Here is a 17,629-nt window from a genome sequence, read left to right on the forward strand (position 1 = left end):
TGTTCTTGCAGTAATCCTTGACATTCATATGCACTAAAAATCAGTAGACAAGACAGTGGCTTGTCTACTGATTTTATTTTCTTTTTACTTTGTAGAGTATAAATAACACAATAAACCATACGGGTGTTAACAACAGTGCTGTTCGTGTTGCTTCAGAGATGAACATGATTACTAATAAGAAAGCAAAGAAGGCAAGCACCAAATAGTTCACAAATGGTGTCAACGGTGCTTTGAAAATCGATGCTTCATGAAGGGCTCTCTTTTTACGTTTATAGATGATATGAGAGATTAAAATGATACTCCATACCCAAATAAAACAAATAGCACTAATGGTCGTCACGACACTAAAGGCATTCTCTGGCATTAGCTTACTTAATAATGCGCCTACCGATACGACAAATGCAGACACAACAAGTGCATTACTTGGCACACTGTTTTTATTTAATTTTGCAAATGATGGTGATGCTTGCTTATTGCTACCAAGATTAAAAAGCATGCGACTAGTGGAGAATAGGCCACTATTACCAGCTGAAGCAGCTGATGTTAGTACAACAAAATTAATAATACCTGCTGCAATAGGAATTCCAGCTAGCGTAAATACTTGCACGAATGGGCTACTTGCCGCAGACATTTCATTCCAAGGGTTAATACATAGAAGGACAAATAGGGCACCTACGTAAAAAAGTAAAATCCGTAATGGAATTTTATTGATGGCAGATGGGATATTTTTTTGTGGATTTGCTGTTTCAGCAGCAGAAACACCGACTAGTTCAACACCTACAAAAGCAAAGACTACCATTTGGAAGGCCATTAGGAAACCGTAGATACCGTTAGGGAAAAACCCACCATGTGCCCAAAGATTTTCCACAGAAACTGTACCAGAGCTTGTTTGGAAGCCAGTAAATAGCATAAATAATCCTATAATAATAAGCGCGACAATCGTCACGACTTTAATAAGTGCAAACCAGAATTCTAGCTCACCAAATAGTTTTACTGTCAGTAGGTTTAAAATTAATAACAGTACTAAACAGCCAATTGCTGGTACCCATTGTGGAATATCAAACCAATATTGTGTATAGACACCGACCGCAATAATATCCGCCATAGCCGTCATAATCCAGCAAAACCAGTATGTCCAACCCGTGACATAGCCTGCCCATGGCCCGATATATTCTGTGGCGAAATCAGTAAATGATGTATAACCTGCATTCGATAATAAAAGTTCACCAAGCGCACGCATAACAAAGAATAGGGCAATTCCGACAATTAGATAGGCGAAAATAATTGATGGTCCTGCTAAGGCGATGGCTTTTCCTGATCCTAAAAATAAGCCTGTGCCTATTGTTCCGCCGATGGCAATTAATTGCACATGACGATTTTTTAATTCGCGTTTTAAGTGTTGTTGTTCCACGTTAACCCCTCCAAAGATGCGTAAAGCGAAGACTGGAAAATAAAAAAGAGACTAGTAGCGACACTAGTCTCGTAAACGTCAGAATAACAAATACCATTTGAGGGTGTTTAATTTAAAAAAATTAAGCTCAACATTCGTGTGGTATAGCTTTCATGGTGAAAGTTTGTATTACTCCTCTGTCCTTTTGCCTGAGATAGTGAACCCTTCGGCGACGCATATTGCGCTCTCTCCAGAAATGCTCCTGCTATAGTTTTATCCATAGCATTCATAGCACGTATCGTCGTAAAGACAATACAATATTTTAAGATATTATACATCCTATCAGTGCTTTCACTATTATTCAAGTATAAAAAATTGGCTATTTTCAGAAAAAAGAAAAATAGCGTGCTGGTTGTTAATTTATTTACACAATGTAGTATTTTTAGACATACTAAAAAAGCTATATTTTGCTACTAGACATGTCCGATTGCATGCTTTACGAGGGAGCGGGTTATAATTTTCCAAGTGGAATGACAAGATAAAAACGAATGGAAGAAGCGGTGAGGTTATTAGCAAAACGAGAATTGTGACAAGGTGAAGTTATTATTACTTAAAAAAAACAATTTCAGAAGATAGTCATGTAGCCAATCATAATGTAGCACAGCTATATAAAGAACGACGGGTATGACAAGTTGTGTAGCTACTAAGTCATACAGGCTAAATGCGGGGAGCCTAAAGCTTTTATTGGCAACAAGAAATGTTCGCTCCGAATGAAATGTAATGGCCTCATGGTTTTACTCTTTTTGTCCTATGCATGCTCAAGGGCTTGGTGAAAGAGAACTAAATGGTTAGTCGTTAGACAACTACTATTATATAGTAGAAACTCAGAATAGTAGAAAAAAGCTAGCAATAAAAAAAGTTGCTAGCTCTTTATCAAAAATATAAGCATTCGCGCTGCATCCAGCACACATAAGTCCGTTCAGCTATCAGCTATCAGTTATGGCGTGTTTTACCTACATAGCCGCCGAGCGAACGGTTATTTGAGCAGTGAGAACTGCCAATTTAAAAAGTGTGCGAAGGCGCAAATCTTATTGTTTTTTTGTTTTAATTTTACCAGTCCAATTACGGAAGCCGCCTTCAAGCTGGTAGATTTGGTTGTAGCCACGTTTTTTTAGGAATAGTGCAGCACGTGCACTACGACCTGTGTTTTGACAGTATAAATATACTGGTAAATCTGGTCGGATTTCTTTGTAACGTTGACGTAGTGCTGTAGAAGGAACGCTTCGTGCACCAAGAATATGACCTGCCTCGAATTCTTTTTGCTCACGCACATCAATTAGCTGTGCTTTGCGATAGCCTTCAATAAATTGTTCTTGTGTTAAGTTGGTTACGGCTTTTTTTAGGCGCATTGCATTGATACCGATATATGCAATTAGAACTACTAAAATTACACCAATTGTGATAAGTATGTCCAAGATTTTCTTACCCCTTTCTATCTTCTTTATTATTATAAAAGATGCGGTAGCGATAGTCCAATGAGTTTGATAAAATTAACTAGATTGTGGCTAAAAATGATATTTCTTTGTCGGCAGATGCTAAACGTAGCATCAACCACGACAGTCGCTTACATATAGGTAATGTGATTGCTGGCAATAATGCTGTATGATAAAGCCTCTGGCGGAGGTCACAAATTTTGAAAGGATTCGTCACATCGATGCGACAACTACTAATTGATGGTATTGGAAAAACGGCACATCCTGTAGTTTAAGTAGTTTTATTAAGTGATCGACATCGGGTCAGCCTATGTTTAGACCTAAAAAATTCAAAAATTGACTTACTTATGCAGAGGCGTAATTGATATTTGTAGGAGATGATTGTATGACAACTTGGTATTTTCTAAATTCAGGGAAATGTAGTCCTTCGTTTAATATGGCGCTAGATGAGGCATTGCTCGATTGGCATAGTGAAGGTTTAATTTCTCCAGTGATTCGTTTTTATGAGTGGGAGCCCGCAACACTCTCGATAGGTTATTTTCAGCAAGCGAGAAGAGATATAAATTTAGATGCTGTGCGTCAACAAGGGCTAGGTTTTGTGCGACGTCCAACTGGTGGAAGAGCAGTTTTACACGAACATGAGTTGACATATAGCGTCATTGTCACAGAAAGCTATCCAAATATGCCGGAATCGGTAACAGAGGCCTATCGTGTTCTGAGCGAGGGGATTTTACAGGGCTTTCATAATTTAGGGATGGATGCATATTTTAGTGTGCCTGACACAGAAGAAAAAAAGGCTGACTTGAAGCAACCAAAAAGTGCAGTATGTTTTGATGCACCAAGTTGGTATGAGCTTGTCGTAGAAGGGAAAAAAATAGCGGGTAGTGCACAAACGCGTCAAAAAGGTGTCATTTTACAGCATGGTGCGATTTTACTGGATCTCGATGAAGAGAAACTACTGTCAGTGTTTAACTTTTCTAGTGACGAGGCGAAAGAACGCATGCGTAAAAAGCTGCCAGAGAAGGCTGTTGCCATTAATAGCCTTGTGAACGAACCTGTTTCCATTGAACAATGTGTGACAGCTTTTCGAGATGGTTTTGCAAAATCGTTGCAAATTGAATTAAAACCATTTACACTTTCTGAGGAGCAATTAGAATATGTACGAGCACTTGAAGAAAAAAAATATGCACATGATGATTGGAACTTCAAAAAGTAAAAAATGGTATAAGAAAAATATTTTTTTATCGTTTAAACCTTGTGATGACAAGCAGTACTGATTCTAGTCAAAATTGCAAGAGTTGAATTAAAAAACTATATATAGTATCTTTTGTTAAGAAACATACACAATATGTAGTGTTTAACGACACATGATATTGTGTATTTATTATTGTAAGCAGAACATAAGGGAGGCAAAACGATGGTACTCACAAATCATCAACCCGAAGTAAACAAACAAATTGAACAGTTAAACAAAGATATTGAACAATTTCCACAGGTTCACCCCGTAACCCCTGATATGCACATTACGCATAAAGGTGTTTCTAGACTGGTAATGATCGATCGCTATTCATTTAAGGATACGGAGAAGAAAACACTTAAAGCTGGTGATTTCGTTGTCTTAACAGTAAAAGCAGATCCAAAATTCCCTGCACGTGGTTTAGGGACAATTCAAAAGATCGATTTGTCTACAAAAACAGCAGATATTTTGATTGAAGAAGACTACCGTAGCGCTTTAGATGATCCAAAAGAGCAAGAAACGGGTGTGATTACGCGTTCAATTGACGTGTTAGAAAAGCCTCTTGAAATTTTTTATGAGCAAATTGCCAAGCGTAATGCAACAGGGCTTGCCTCAGTTGAAAAAACAACTGAAAAACGCCAGGAATGGTTTGAAAGATTTTATGAGCAACTTGTATCATTGAAATTTATCCCAGCTGGACGTGTGATTTATGGAGCAGGTTCTGAAACAGATGTAACATTCTTCAATTGTTACGTAATGCCGTTTGTTGCGGATTCACGTGAAGGGATCAGTGATCACCGTAAGCAAGTAATGGAAATTATGAGCCGTGGTGGTGGTGTAGGGACAAACGGTTCGACACTTCGTCCACGTAATACGTTAGCACGTGGTGTGAACGGAAAATCATCTGGTTCGGTTTCATGGTTAGATGATATTGCCAAACTGACTCACCTTGTGGAACAAGGGGGATCACGTCGTGGTGCTCAAATGATTATGTTAGCAGATTGGCACCCTGATATTGTGGAATTTATCATTTCCAAAATGCAAAATCCACGTATTCTACGATACTTAATTGAAAACACGACGGACAAGTCGATTATCCGTCTAGCTAAAGAAAAGTTAAACTTTAAGCCTTTATCACAACAAGATGAAGCTATGTATCAAGGCATTGTAAATTATAAAAGTATCGAAGGTTTAGGCGGATTTGATGCTGCGATTATTCGTGATGCAGAAAATAAATTACGCGACGGTGGAACGTATACAGTCCATAACTCAGAATTTTTAACAGGCGCCAATATTTCCGTAACATTGACAAAAGAATTTATGGAAGCTGTTGAAAAGGACGCTGATTTTGAGCTACGTTTCCCAGCTGTTGAAGAATATACAAAAGAGGAAATGACTCTCTACAATACGGAATGGCATAAGGTTGGCGACGTACGTGAATGGGAGAAATTAGGCAATAAAGTGCGCACATACCGTACGATTAAAGCGAAAGAGCTTTGGAATCTTATCAATGTATGTGCAACATACTCTGCAGAGCCAGGTATCTTCTTCATCGATAACGCAAACGACATGACAAATGCCAAAGCGTATGGACAAAGCGTTGTTGCAACAAACCCATGTGGGGAACAACCACTTGCCCCTTATTCGGTATGTAATTTAGCAGCTGTGAATTTAGCGCAGTTTGCCAATAAAGAGGACCAAACAATTGATTATGAAGCATTGCGTGAAACGGTACGCGTAGGTGTACGTATGCAGGATAATGTCATCGACGCAACACCTTATTTCCTAGAGGAAAACCGCGTACAAGCATTAGGTGAGAGACGCGTTGGTTTAGGGGTAATGGGCTTAGCAGATTTACTCATCTATTGTGAAAAAGAATATGGCTCAGAGGGAGGAAATGCACTTGTTGATGAAATCTTTAAAACAATTGCAGAAACTGCTTATGAGGCTTCAACAGAACTAGCAAAAGAACGTGGTAGCTTCCCATTCTTAGTAGGTGCGACAGAGGAAGAAACTGCACGTTTACGTAAAGCCTTCACTGAAACAGGCTTCATGCAAAAAATGCCAGCGCATATCAAAGAGCAAATTTTAGCAACAGGTATTCGAAACTCGCATTTACTGACTGTAGCGCCTACAGGTTCTACTGGAACGATGGTAGGAGTAGCAACAGGTCTTGAACCTTACTTCTCATTCACATATTACCGTTCAGGTCGCTTAGGTAAATTCATCGAGGTTAAAGCAGAAATCGTACAGGAATACTTAGATAGTCATCCAGAAGTAAGTGCTGACGAGTTACCTTCATGGTTCGTATCATCGATGGAATTAAAACCAGAGGCTCATGCGGATGTACAATGTATCATTCAAAAATGGATTGATTCATCGATTTCGAAAACGGTAAATGCTCCAAGAGGCTATACCGTACAACAGGTAGAAAAAGTATATGAACGTCTATATAAAGGTGGCGCTAAAGGTGGTACGGTTTATGTAGATGGTAGCCGTGACTCACAAGTACTTACGCTCAAAGCCGAAGAAAATGATATGGATCAACTATCATTTGAAGAAGAATTAGTAGAAGAACACACAAAACGTCCAGTCGTATTAATCGATACGATTCAAGCGCTAGCGTCAACGACAGTTATTGGCTCTGACGTTGGGAATACTTGCCCAGTATGTCGTAAAGGAACAGTCGAAGAAATGGGTGGCTGTAACACATGTACAAACTGTGGTGCACAGCTTAAATGTGGTTTATAAAATCATGAAAAAGGTCTATATATAGATTTACCATAAATTGCACCGTTTTACCCCTTTAGATATAATTATCTAAAGGGGTGTTTTTATGTCAAAAAGAACGAGAACATCTAAAGTTGAAAAGTGGATTAAGGAAGGTCGAGGTTCGGGTATTGGAGTAGACTATAAGTCATGGCTAAACATTCAGGACGTTTCCTCATTAGGAAGATCCACCCGTCTTAGAGAAATTAAAACCGACAGCATGAATTTCTATCAGATTTGGAACGAGACTACTTTTATTTAACAGAATATTCGGATTTTTGTTGTTGATATTCGAGAACAATACCCATTATTACCGTTGGAAGAAACAATTGTTATTGCAGATGAATTAGGTCTTAAACATCCTACAGACCCAAAAACAATTGAGCCAGATGTGATGACAACGGATTTTTTATTAACAGTATTCGAAATTATTATCATCTCCTACATTTTCTCAATATGATACAGATGTTAAATCAAGTTACCGAAATTCTACGTGTGGTCCAACTACTATAGCAGTTATTCTACAATACTGGCATGATTCAAAAAGTAAATCAAAATTACAAGTTTTTAACAGTGGTTATTCAACTAAAGGGGCATTTATTAATAGCATGTATGCTAATCGTGGTGGCACTTCCTATGGTATGAGTGTAAATGGTGTGCGTTCAGGTCTAGAAAATGAAGCGATTGCAAGAGGATATTCAGCTTCATCAAGTAGTTTTAATAATTTTTTCTCATATAAGACTGAAATAGATGATAATAGACCAGTTGCAGTAAAGTTCGATAAATGGTTTTCTAAATGGGAACCTAATGCAAAATATGATTATGATTATCACTGGACACCTGGACTTGGATATATCTATACTGCTTCCTCAGGTGCACTGTTAAGAGTTCAAACATTAGGTTCTAATAGTACTATACGTGATATAAACTATGACGTTCACTCTGGAATTATAACAATGGTAAGTTTTTCAATTAATAATTAATTGTATTATTATAAAATTTCTTTATTGTTAAATTGGTAGGTAAAGACACTAAAATCGAATTTTTATAGTTTAAAAAATTGTAATTATTAATAAATATAATCTTGATACTTAATATGGCGGAAGGAGAGGAAAATGAAAAAAAAAATAATTATATTTAATCTATTATTTTGTATAGTAGTTATTTTTGTTAATTACAATTATTTTAATTCTAAATCTCGAAACGCTATCGTATACAACTATGTGGAAAACTATATTGAAACTAACTATGGCATTGGTAGAGAAAATTTAAAATCTGAAGAAATCGATTACATGAGAGGAATGGGTTTGTTTGAAATAGAAGTTAAAGATATAGAAACTAAAAATCATTACTATTTTGAAGTGGATATTAGAGATGACTATTCATTAATTTATATAAAAGATCTTACTGAGGTTCATCGTAAAAATCAAGCTGATTAAAGAAAGTTTATTTCAACAGGTAGCAGCAATATTTTGAGGAAGATATAAAGTTTTACAATACAACAATATATCCTGACTTATAAAGCATTCTTGAGAGAGTGCTTTTTTATTATGTTTAAAATTAACTGAATCAATTTCATAAATCATCTTTTTCAAAATTTTAGAAGGCTACTAAATCGATACCTGCATTTTAAGAGAGGAAAAGGGATAGGTATTTGTTGAAGATTAGATCACAGAAAATGATCAAAATTTTTTATAAAAATTAAACAATACTTCACAGAGGAAGAATCCGTTTTGATCAATCTTTTTTCAAAACGGGTTCTATTAATTTAACGTAAGATGTGGATTTAAGAGGTGTTTTTGATCAAACTTTATTTTAAACCTACATCTATCTCGCCTCTCAAGGCGGATAGGCACTTTTTTGTTGTATACACCACTTATCCTGTAAAAACGACCAGTCATCGAAAATTCATTTACATAGTAGTTTGAAAACTTTATAGTGAAGGCGAATGAAAGGACTGTGATGATATGAAAGTAGAAGTGTCGATAGATCCGGCATGCAAAGAACCAAAAGTTATTATTCTCACAGATAAAATGACCGAGGAAATAGAACAAATTATGCAACAAGTTTCTACTAAAGCAGCTGATTCATTGGCGGTATTTTCTAATAGAGGGGTGGAGATGATTGCCTGTAATGATATTTTGCGTATTTATACGGAAGCTAAAAAAGTGTTCGTCCAGACGGCAGATGGCATTTACACGGTGCGATTTCGCTTATACGAACTTGAGAAGAAACTAAATGGACAAATATTTTTGCGTATTTCAAATGCAGAAATCGTCAATCGAAACATGATTAAACAAATGGATATTAGTAAGACAGGAACTATAGGAGTGGTCCTAAAAGGTGAAATTAAAACGTATGCCTCAAGGCGATATGTTTCGAAGATAAAGAAGCAATTAGGAATATGAGGTGAAAGAGATGCGAAAAGATTTACTTATACGTATAGTAGGTGGATTTGTTAGTGGTGTCGTGATTGGGCAAATAGTACAAATATGTATATCGATTGGCCTGGGAAAAGGGAGTTATATCGCGATTGTTCCAGATTTTAGTGCTTTATTTACAAGTGAAACAGTAGCTATTTGTACGCAAATTTTTTTGACTGGGATTATAGGCGTCACATTTGCCCTAGCGGCTTTAGTCTTTGAAATCGCTAGATGGAGCATGTTGAAGCAATTTATCGTGCATTTTTGTATGACGGCAATTGTCTGGATACCAATTGTCATGATTTTATGGATGCCTAAAACAATGGCCAATATATTTTCCTTACTGGTGAGTTTCATCGGTACATATATCGTGACATGGTTGTTGCAATATAGACTAGCGAAGCGTGATATTGAAAAAATAAATGCTATCTTTGAAAGAGGTGAGTTTCATGACCATTGAAATAAAAGAATTAACGAAACGTTATAAGGATCATGTAGCAGTAGATAACTTATCATTAAACATTGAAAAAGGTGAATTTTTTGCATTACTTGGTCAAAATGCTGCGGGCAAGACAACAACCATAAAAATGCTATGCGGACTTGTTGCACCTACAAGTGGTGATGCTTTTTTGGAAGGAGCAAGCGTCGTTCACAATCAGATTGCCGTCAAGAACAATATTAATATTTCACCACAAGAAACAGCAGTTGCACCAAATTTAACTGTTGTGGAAAATTTACGATTAATGGCTAGACTTTATGGCTATTCAAAAATACAAGCGGAACAATGTGCGATTGCACAGATGAATATATTTGGCTTGCTAACGCGCCAGCATGAAAAGGCTAAGACTTTATCGGGTGGTTATAAGCGACGATTAAGTGTGGCAATGGCCATGATGTCTACTCCGAAAATTTTGTTTTTAGATGAGCCCACGCTAGGTATGGATGTGCGTGCGCGCCGTGATTTATGGTCAATTTTACGTCAATTGAAAGGGCATGTAACGATTGTTTTAACGACTCATTATTTAGAAGAAGTAGAGGTGTTAGCGGACCGTGTTGGTATTATGCATAATGGAAAATTACGAGCACTTGGTACGATTCAACAATTGATGAGCCAAACAGGAAAACCAACGTTTGAAGATGTTTTTTTAGAGCTGACAGAGGGGGAGTCACGTTGAAGGCTGTTATATTTGCGACAAGAAACCATAAAGAAATCGTACGTGATCCATTAACACTACTTTTCGGCATAGCCTTCCCTGTTTTAATGATGGTTTTATTTTCAGTCATGCAAAAAAATATGCCATTTGCATTATATGAAATTGAGACTCTAACACCAGGCGTCATTGTCTTTAGTTTTTCGTTTCTGACACTTTTTTCAGGCATGTTGCTTGGCAAGGATAAGAGTACCTCCTTTTTAATGCGTATTTTCGCTTCACCTATGACAGCAGCTGATTACGTAATAGGCTATGTACTGCCGTTATTACCAATTGCGGTATTGCAGATTAGTGTTTGTATCCTTGCTGCTCTATTTTTAGGGTTGTCGCTGGATCTATCTGTACTGTTCATGGGTATCGTACTCATCGTTATTTCCTTATTGTATATTGGTTTAGGCTTATTACTAGGTACGATATTTACAGATAAACAGGTAGGTGGAATTTTTGCAATATTTGTCACTGTGACAACTTGGTTAAGTGGTACATGGTTTCAGCTTGATATGATAGGGGGAGCATTTCAATCGATCGCTCAATTACTTCCATTTTTCCATGCTGCTGATGCCGCGCGTGCCGTGTTAAGTGGACATTACGAAGATGTTCTGTTATCTCTCGCTATCGTCGTCGGCTATACAGCCCTTACTTTCATTATAGCTATTTTAGTATTTAAAGGGAAAATGCAAGAATAAACTAGAAAATTCAACTTTGAAGTAGGATTTATATGATTTTTATAGAATAAACAATGAAAGGGGGAAGGTGTATGTCGAGTTTACCAATTATAGTGGCACCCATGTTTTTAGTATCTAACCCAGCGATGGTGATTGAAGCAAGTAAGGCAGGGGCTATCGGTTCGTTTCCTTTATTGAATGCTAGACCAGCAACAGTTTGTGCTGAATGGTTACAGGACATTAAAGAGGCGCTACCAACAGAGCCGTGGGCGGTCAATTTCATTTGCCATCCTGTAGCGAATGCGCGCTTCGAAGAGGATTTGCAGTTAATTGAAAGACATCAACCACCAATTGTTATTACATCACTTGGTCATCCGAAGCGTGTCATTGAAATTGTGCATGGCTATGGTGGAAAAGTCTATGCCGATGTAGCGAATGTCAAGCATGCTGAGAAATCAGCAGCAACTGGCGTGGATGGTCTTATACTTGTTTGTGCAGGTGCAGGAGGGCATGGTGGTCAACTTAATCCATTTGGATTTGTGTCTGCTGTGAAAAAGTTCTTTAAGGGTACAATTATTTTATCAGGCTCTATGTCAAGCGGTGCAGACGTGTTGGCTGCACAAATTATTGGCGCCGATTACGCTTATATGGGGACACGTTTTTTAGCTTGTGATGAGGGCGATGCACCTGAAGACTATAAAAAGATGGTGATTGACAGTAAGACGGATGACATTTTATATACGGATGCCTTTAGTGGCGTGCATGTGAATGTCTTAATTCCTTCGCTATTAAAGGAAGGGATTGATCCATCTACGTTAAAGCCGAGAGAAGAAATTGATTTAAGCCATCTTGTAAATGCCAAGGCTTGGAGAGATATCTGGTCTGCGGGTCATGGCGTTACAAATATCCAACAGCGAGAGTCAGTTCGAGAAATATGCGGGACATTGCAAGAGGAGTATGAGGCGGCGAAGCAACAAATCATTGCTGTACAGCCTCAATAAGTGGAACTTAAAGTAGAAAAGCAAGAGAAATCATGTATGAATGATTTCTCTTGCTTTTTAGTCGTGATTTAAAGTTGCCGCGATTTCTGGCTGTTGTTCGACCTGACGAAGCATATTAAATGAAGCGATGGCAACTTCTACTTGGTCGTCTTTTGGTTCTCTTGTTGTCAATAATTGCAGCCATAAACCTGGATAACCAAGGAAGCGTAACACAGGTAAGTTACGGCAGGCATTTGTTGCTTGTAGTACTTCAAATGATACGCCGAGTACAACAGGAATTAATAAAATGCGGTCTACAATACGTAACCAAAGTGGATCAGTTGGTACGAAGAAATATAAAAACATGCCGACGAACACAGTAAATAGCATGAAACTACTACCGCAACGATAATGTAAACGAGATTGTGCTTGTACATTTGCAACTGTTACTTCCATACCAGCTTCATAGCAATTGATAACTTTATGTTCCGCACCGTGATATTGAAAGACTCGTTTTATGATGGGTGTTAATGAAATAAAGTACAAATAAGTAAGGAGTAGTATAAGCTTAATACCACTTTCCAATAAGATTTGGCCTGTTTTGCCTTCTATCCATTTGGAGAAAAAGTCTGCAATAAATACTGGGATTAATGTAAAAGCAAATTTGCCAAATAAAAAGGATAGTATCCCAACTACAGCAACCCCTAAAATCATTTGCAGCTTAGAGCCTTCCTCTACTTTTTCCTCTTCCTCGCCAGGTGTCACATCGTAGCGATCTCCTGAAAACTGCATATGGCGTGAACCTAAACCAGCGGATTCAATAAGTGCAACAACACCTCGTACAAAAGGAATTTTTTTTAGTTTTTGTAGAATTGGTTTTTGAACTTTTTTGAAATGATAATAATCAATGGAATCATCGTTACGGCGAATGGCTGTAATCGTATGTTCCTTTCCTCCGAACATCACACCTTCTAATTGTGCTTGTCCCCCGTATACAGGTGAATTGCTCAAGGCTAACACCACTCTCTTTATATATTTCAACTGTACCATTGTACTAAATTTAGTGAAAAACCTCTAGAGGAACGCATAGTAAATTTTCTATATGGCTACACTAAACGTATAATTTTGATTTATTTGAATGCAACGTTCATGTAGTAGCTTACGAAATGCTCGGGTCAACGCGAGAAACGCTCAGGAGCAACGCGAGAAACGCTCGGGTCAACGGAGGAAAGCTCGGGTCAACGCGAGAAGCGCTCAGGTGCAAAGATTTTGTGCTCGGGCGCTCGACTCCATAGCCCATAACGCTTGGGTAATAGTGTAAAACGTTTAAATTTAGGAGGGGTATGCTTGAAAGTAGCGAGTATAACATCAATTGTAAGTGCATTTGTTCTAGCATTGTGCTTGAGAGGGCTTCACTTCTTTCATTTAATTGATTGGAATCCGATAGGTTTTTATAAGAAGTGGGAGCTCTTTGAAGATAGTTCTAAATTGTTTCAATGGAGTTTTCTAACTTTCATCCTGTTCTTATTCGGCTTCTTTTTGTTTATTACTTTGCGTTATGTCCATATTATACCGGCGGTTCTGACATCTTTTTTATTGGGTCTTATTTTTACGATCACATTAGAATGGATTGTCCTAGATTTACCTTTACAGCCCGCTTCTTTTAAAAAATTATCAATTCCCTTTATGGTAGTAGTTATTTGTTTATTGCGATTCTTACTTGAAACAGCAAATTTCCACCAGAAAGAGCATACTGCACAAAAAGGAAATTAGTTGCCGTATGCAACGGGTATGATAAAATAAAGTGCAAGTACATAGAAAGAGGCGAATATTGCGTGAAGTTATTATGTTTAAATGGGCCTAACCTAAATCGGCTTGGTAAACGAGAACCACATATTTACGGACATGAAACGTTAGATGATGTAAAAAATAATGTTCAACAACTTGCGGCATCACTAGGAGCAACAGTTGAGTTTCGACAATCCAATCACGAAGGAGTGCTAGTTGATTGGGTGCATGAAGCAGAGGACGAAAAATATGATGGTATTATCTTTAATCCTGGTGCTTATACACATACGAGCATTGCATTACATGATGCAATTGCAGGAATTTCAGTGCCAGTTATAGAGGTACATATTTCAAATATCCATAAACGCGAGGCTTTCCGCCATCATTCTTATCTTGCACCAGCTTGCATTGGCCAGATTTGTGGACTAGGTACAAAAGGCTATGAGCTAGCATTACGCACATTCATCGAAGGGGAGAACTAAAATGTTGAAATTACAAAAGCTTCGTAAGGCATTACAGGAACAAAATATCGACGGTATTTTAATTACGAACGAGTACAACCGCCGTTATATGACAGACTTTACTGGAACAGCGGGTGTAGCGATTGTGTCACAAAACGATGCTGTGTTTATTACAGATTTTCGTTACACAGAACAAGCAACTGCTCAAATCAAGGACTATCGTATCGTCAAGCATGAAGCGACAATCCTCGAGGAAATTGCGACACAAGTAAAAGCAATGGGCATCAAATTATTGGGCTTTGAGAAAGATGCTGTCAGCTATGGCACATATGAGCTATACAAAAATGTGATTCAAGCTGATTTAGTACCGGTTTCTGGACTAATTGAAAAAATTCGCTTGATTAAGACGGAACAAGAGATTAATATTATTAAGGTTGCGTGTGAAATTGCTGATCACGCATTTACACATATTATAGACTTCATCAAGCCAGGTAAAACAGAGCTTGAGGTTTCGAATGAATTAGAATTTTTCATGCGTAAACAAGGGGCAACACAGTCTTCATTTGATACGATTGTCGCGTCTGGTCTTCGCTCAGCATTCCCTCACGGTGTTGCAACAGATAAAGTTATTGAAAATGGCGACTTTGTCACACTGGATTATGGTGCCCTTTACAATGGCTATATCTCTGACATTACACGTACAGTGGCTGTTGGCGAACCATCTGCAAAATTAGTAGACATGTACAATACCGTGCTTGCTTCACAGCTATTAGCACTTGAAAAAGTGGGTCCTGGATTAACAGGAATTCAAGCAGATGCAATTGCACGTGACTACTTAACAGAAAAAGGCTATGGCAAGGCTTTTGGTCATTCATTAGGACATGGTATTGGTCTTGAAGTACATGAAGGCCCTGGCTTATCGATGCGTTCAGATACGGTACTAGAGCCAGGTATGGCCGTAACGATTGAACCAGGCGTGTATTTACCAGGAATCGGTGGTGTACGTATCGAGGATGATATTCTAATCACAGAGACAGGTAATGAACTCCTAACACATTCGTCAAAAGAACTCATCATTTTATAAACAATGGAGGAAAATAAATGATTTCAGTAAACGATTTCCGAACAGGTCTAACAATTATTGTGGATGGCCAACTATACCGTGTAATGGATTTCCAACACGTAAAACCAGGTAAAGGTGCTGCATTCGTACGTTCAAAATTACGTAACTTACGTAATGGTAACGTCCAAGAAAAAACTTTCCGCGCTGGTGAGAAAGTTGAAAAAGCACAAATTGATAATCGTAAAATGCAGTATTTATATGCACAAGGTGACGAGCATGTCTTCATGGATATGGAGTCTTATGACCAAACAGAATTAGCATCATCTGCAATTGAGTATGAGTTAAAGTTCCTTAAAGAGAACATGGAAGTACACATCCAATCTTATCAAGGTGAAATGCTAGGTGTAGAGTTACCAAATACTGTTGAACTAGAAGTTACTGAAACAGAACCAGGTATTAAAGGAGATACAGCTTCAGGCGGTACAAAACCTGCAACACTTCAAACTGGTCTTATTGTTCAAGTACCATTCTTCGTCAACCAAGGTGATGTTTTAATTATCAATACAACTGATTCATCTTACGTTTCTCGCGCGTAATCAATGTTTAGTAGGCCTACTCTTTACCAAAAGAGTAGGTTTTTACTTTTTTTTTATACATTTATGACTTATTTATTGAAAATTATGAGAATAGATAGACGGACAATTACCTTTTTTTATCTTTAGGCATTTGTTTCTATCATCAGATAGATGGTCTTAAGTAAAAAAAGTGTTTACAATAAAAGTAAGGAGTGAATGCTATGTTACATAAATTCGAGATGCAATATCCAATTATTCAAGCACCCATGGCTGGGGTTACATCGCCAAAATTTGTTGCAGCTTGTGCGGAAGCTGGAGTTTTAGGTTCAATAGGAGCGGGTTATTTAGATGGGGAGCAAACAAAACGCTTTATTCAAGAAGTGAAAAAACTTACACAAAAGCCATTTGGGATCAATTTATTTGTGCAGGAGGAGCCACGTATTGATGTCGATGTATTGCAAAATGCACGTATGGCTCTACAGCCGTTTTATGACGAGCTTGGTCTTTCACCTGTCCAAAGTGTAGTATCTTCGGAAGTTTTTGAAGGACAAATACAAGCTGTTTTGGATGAAAATGTAGCCGTCTGCTCATTTACGTTCGGTATTCCATCAGCGGATGTCATCCGTCGCCTAAAGGAGCATAACGTTTATGTCATAGGTACGGCTACCACATTAAATGAAGCGCAGTGTGTAGAGCAAGCGGGCATGGATGCTGTAGTGTTGCAAGGTGGTGAAGCTGGTGGTCATCGCGGCTCTTTTACTGAGCCTATGCAGTTAATCGCTCGTAATGACCTACTACAACAAGTTGTAGGTAAAATTACCATTCCGATTATTGTGGCAGGAGGAATTGTCTCCAAGGATGATGTACAGACGGCATTAGCAAATGGCGCACAGGCTGTACAAATTGGCACGGCTCTTTTAGTGGCACATGAATGCGAAATATCGTCACAATACAAAAATGCCGTACTGCAATCAAAAGCACAGCAGACGACCATTACTCGTGCTTTTACTGGTAAACCGGCACGTGGTTTAGCCAATGATTTTACGGAACGAATGAAGGATGCAATGGTAGCGCCTTATCCACTGCAACATTATTTAACGACTACTATTCGGAAGGAAAGTGCAGAGCAAGGAAACGCCCAATACCTATCAATGTGGATGGGGGAAAATAGTTATTTAGTGCAAGCTGGCTCTGTGAAAGATATTATTGCAAAGTTTATATAGTTTCATGTATGTAAAAATCATGTGAGACGATTAATAGCTAGTGTACACCAAAGACACATTTTCAGCCCTTTGGCTTAAGTTCGCTAGGTCCTGTTGCGGTAAGCTACATCTTGTTTACTGTAATTCTCTTATGTTGAAGGCTGTAGAATTGTACTAGCACAATTTAAATCGTAGGTAATTACGCAAAAACTTAAATATTTTATGATCAAGACCACTATACGTTTTGAACTGCACCCCGTCAAGTAGACAGTGGAAATAATAAAAAATGTATTAAGCGGCTTGAGCCCTGAATTCTAAAGGACTCAAGCCGTTTAATCGTTTCTGGTAGCGATAATGATTATAAAAATGAAT

General features: G+C 38.0%; 17 protein-coding genes, 2 pseudogenes and 1 riboswitch. Of the genes and pseudogenes, 15 read left to right on the forward strand and 4 right to left on the reverse strand.

Translation table 11 applies throughout. The features are described 5' to 3' along the window. Positions 1-73: 73 nt before the first annotated feature. Together C9J35_RS11615 and C9J35_RS11620 are read right to left on the reverse strand one after the other, a co-directional pair. Positions 74-1,411: an amino acid permease gene (locus C9J35_RS11615; protein WP_107924627.1), complete on the reverse strand. Its 1,338-nt coding sequence runs from the start codon at positions 1,409-1,411 to the stop codon at positions 74-76. A gap of 166 nt (positions 1,412-1,577) precedes the next feature. Continuing rightward, positions 1,578-1,654: riboswitch (glycine riboswitch) on the reverse strand. An 824-nt stretch (positions 1,655-2,478) separates the two neighbouring features. Further along, positions 2,479-2,865: a rhodanese-like domain-containing protein gene (locus tag C9J35_RS11620; protein ID WP_107924628.1), complete on the reverse strand. Its 387-nt coding sequence runs from the start codon at positions 2,863-2,865 to the stop codon at positions 2,479-2,481. A 403-nt stretch (positions 2,866-3,268) separates the two neighbouring features. Here C9J35_RS11620 and C9J35_RS11625 point away from each other — a divergent pair, with 403 nt between their 5' ends. The 10 genes and pseudogenes from C9J35_RS11625 to C9J35_RS11670 all read left to right on the forward strand — a co-directional run bounded on the left by C9J35_RS11625 (position 3,269) and on the right by C9J35_RS11670 (position 12,189). Continuing rightward, positions 3,269-4,099: a lipoate--protein ligase family protein gene (locus C9J35_RS11625; protein WP_167395956.1), complete on the forward strand. Its 831-nt coding sequence runs from the start codon at positions 3,269-3,271 to the stop codon at positions 4,097-4,099. Between the two features lie 201 nt (positions 4,100-4,300). Continuing rightward, positions 4,301-6,871, forward strand: coding sequence for a vitamin B12-dependent ribonucleotide reductase (locus C9J35_RS11630; protein ID WP_107924629.1), 2,571 nt, complete (start codon positions 4,301-4,303; stop codon positions 6,869-6,871). Positions 6,872-6,956: 85 nt separating this feature from the next. Next, a pseudogene (locus tag C9J35_RS24715) lies at positions 6,957-7,310 on the forward strand (PDDEXK family nuclease); the annotation flags it as partial. Between the two features lie 79 nt (positions 7,311-7,389). Next, a pseudogene (locus C9J35_RS11640) lies at positions 7,390-7,872 on the forward strand (hypothetical protein); the annotation flags it as partial. Between the two features lie 132 nt (positions 7,873-8,004). Next, complete coding sequence (locus C9J35_RS11645) at positions 8,005-8,328, forward strand: histidine kinase (RefSeq protein ID WP_107924631.1); 324 nt, start codon at positions 8,005-8,007, stop codon at positions 8,326-8,328. 528 nt (positions 8,329-8,856) lie between these two features. Then, positions 8,857-9,297, forward strand: a complete 441-nt coding sequence (locus C9J35_RS11650) for a LytTR family DNA-binding domain-containing protein (RefSeq protein WP_107924632.1) — start codon at positions 8,857-8,859, stop codon at positions 9,295-9,297. 10 nt (positions 9,298-9,307) lie between these two features. Then, positions 9,308-9,772 (forward strand): DUF3021 domain-containing protein, encoded by a 465-nt coding sequence (locus C9J35_RS11655; protein WP_107924633.1) that lies wholly within the window; start codon positions 9,308-9,310, stop codon positions 9,770-9,772. Further along, positions 9,762-10,487, forward strand: coding sequence for an ABC transporter ATP-binding protein (locus C9J35_RS11660; protein ID WP_107924634.1), 726 nt, complete (start codon positions 9,762-9,764; stop codon positions 10,485-10,487). Before C9J35_RS11655 ends, C9J35_RS11660 begins: the two co-directional genes overlap by 11 nt. Continuing rightward, entirely contained in the window at positions 10,484-11,209 is a 726-nt protein-coding gene (locus C9J35_RS11665) for an ABC transporter permease (RefSeq protein WP_107924635.1), read from the forward strand. The genes C9J35_RS11660 and C9J35_RS11665 overlap by 4 nt, the downstream gene beginning before the upstream one ends. A 71-nt stretch (positions 11,210-11,280) precedes the next feature. Continuing rightward, positions 11,281-12,189 (forward strand): NAD(P)H-dependent flavin oxidoreductase, encoded by a 909-nt coding sequence (locus tag C9J35_RS11670; RefSeq protein ID WP_107924636.1) that lies wholly within the window; start codon positions 11,281-11,283, stop codon positions 12,187-12,189. 57 nt (positions 12,190-12,246) lie between these two features. Here the strand turns inward: C9J35_RS11670 and C9J35_RS11675 are convergent, their stop codons facing one another. After that, positions 12,247-13,218 (reverse strand): DUF1385 domain-containing protein, encoded by a 972-nt coding sequence (locus C9J35_RS11675; protein WP_167395957.1) that lies wholly within the window; start codon positions 13,216-13,218, stop codon positions 12,247-12,249. 297 nt (positions 13,219-13,515) lie between these two features. Between C9J35_RS11675 and C9J35_RS11680 the strand changes: the two genes are divergently transcribed. The 5 genes from C9J35_RS11680 to C9J35_RS11700 all read left to right on the forward strand — a co-directional run bounded on the left by C9J35_RS11680 (position 13,516) and on the right by C9J35_RS11700 (position 17,278). Then, entirely contained in the window at positions 13,516-13,941 is a 426-nt protein-coding gene (locus tag C9J35_RS11680; protein WP_107924638.1) for a hypothetical protein, read from the forward strand. A 62-nt stretch (positions 13,942-14,003) separates the two neighbouring features. Continuing rightward, entirely contained in the window at positions 14,004-14,438 is a 435-nt protein-coding gene (aroQ, locus tag C9J35_RS11685) for a type II 3-dehydroquinate dehydratase (protein ID WP_107924639.1), read from the forward strand. A gap of 1 nt (position 14,439) precedes the next feature. Further along, entirely contained in the window at positions 14,440-15,501 is a 1,062-nt protein-coding gene (locus C9J35_RS11690) for a M24 family metallopeptidase (protein WP_054768646.1), read from the forward strand. Between the two features lie 17 nt (positions 15,502-15,518). Next, positions 15,519-16,076, forward strand: a complete 558-nt coding sequence (efp, locus tag C9J35_RS11695) for an elongation factor P (RefSeq protein WP_107924640.1) — start codon at positions 15,519-15,521, stop codon at positions 16,074-16,076. Positions 16,077-16,276: 200 nt separating this feature from the next. Next, entirely contained in the window at positions 16,277-17,278 is a 1,002-nt protein-coding gene (locus C9J35_RS11700) for an NAD(P)H-dependent flavin oxidoreductase (protein ID WP_107924641.1), read from the forward strand. Positions 17,279-17,548: 270 nt separating this feature from the next. Here the strand turns inward: C9J35_RS11700 and C9J35_RS24860 are convergent. Beyond that, positions 17,549-17,629 (reverse strand): IS3 family transposase (locus C9J35_RS24860; RefSeq protein ID WP_438941208.1); only part of this gene is annotated, 81 nt, incomplete at its 5' end.

Origin of the sequence: Lysinibacillus parviboronicapiens, assembly GCF_003049575.1 — a bacterium.
GTDB lineage: Bacteria > Bacillota > Bacilli > Bacillales_A > Planococcaceae > Lysinibacillus > Lysinibacillus parviboronicapiens.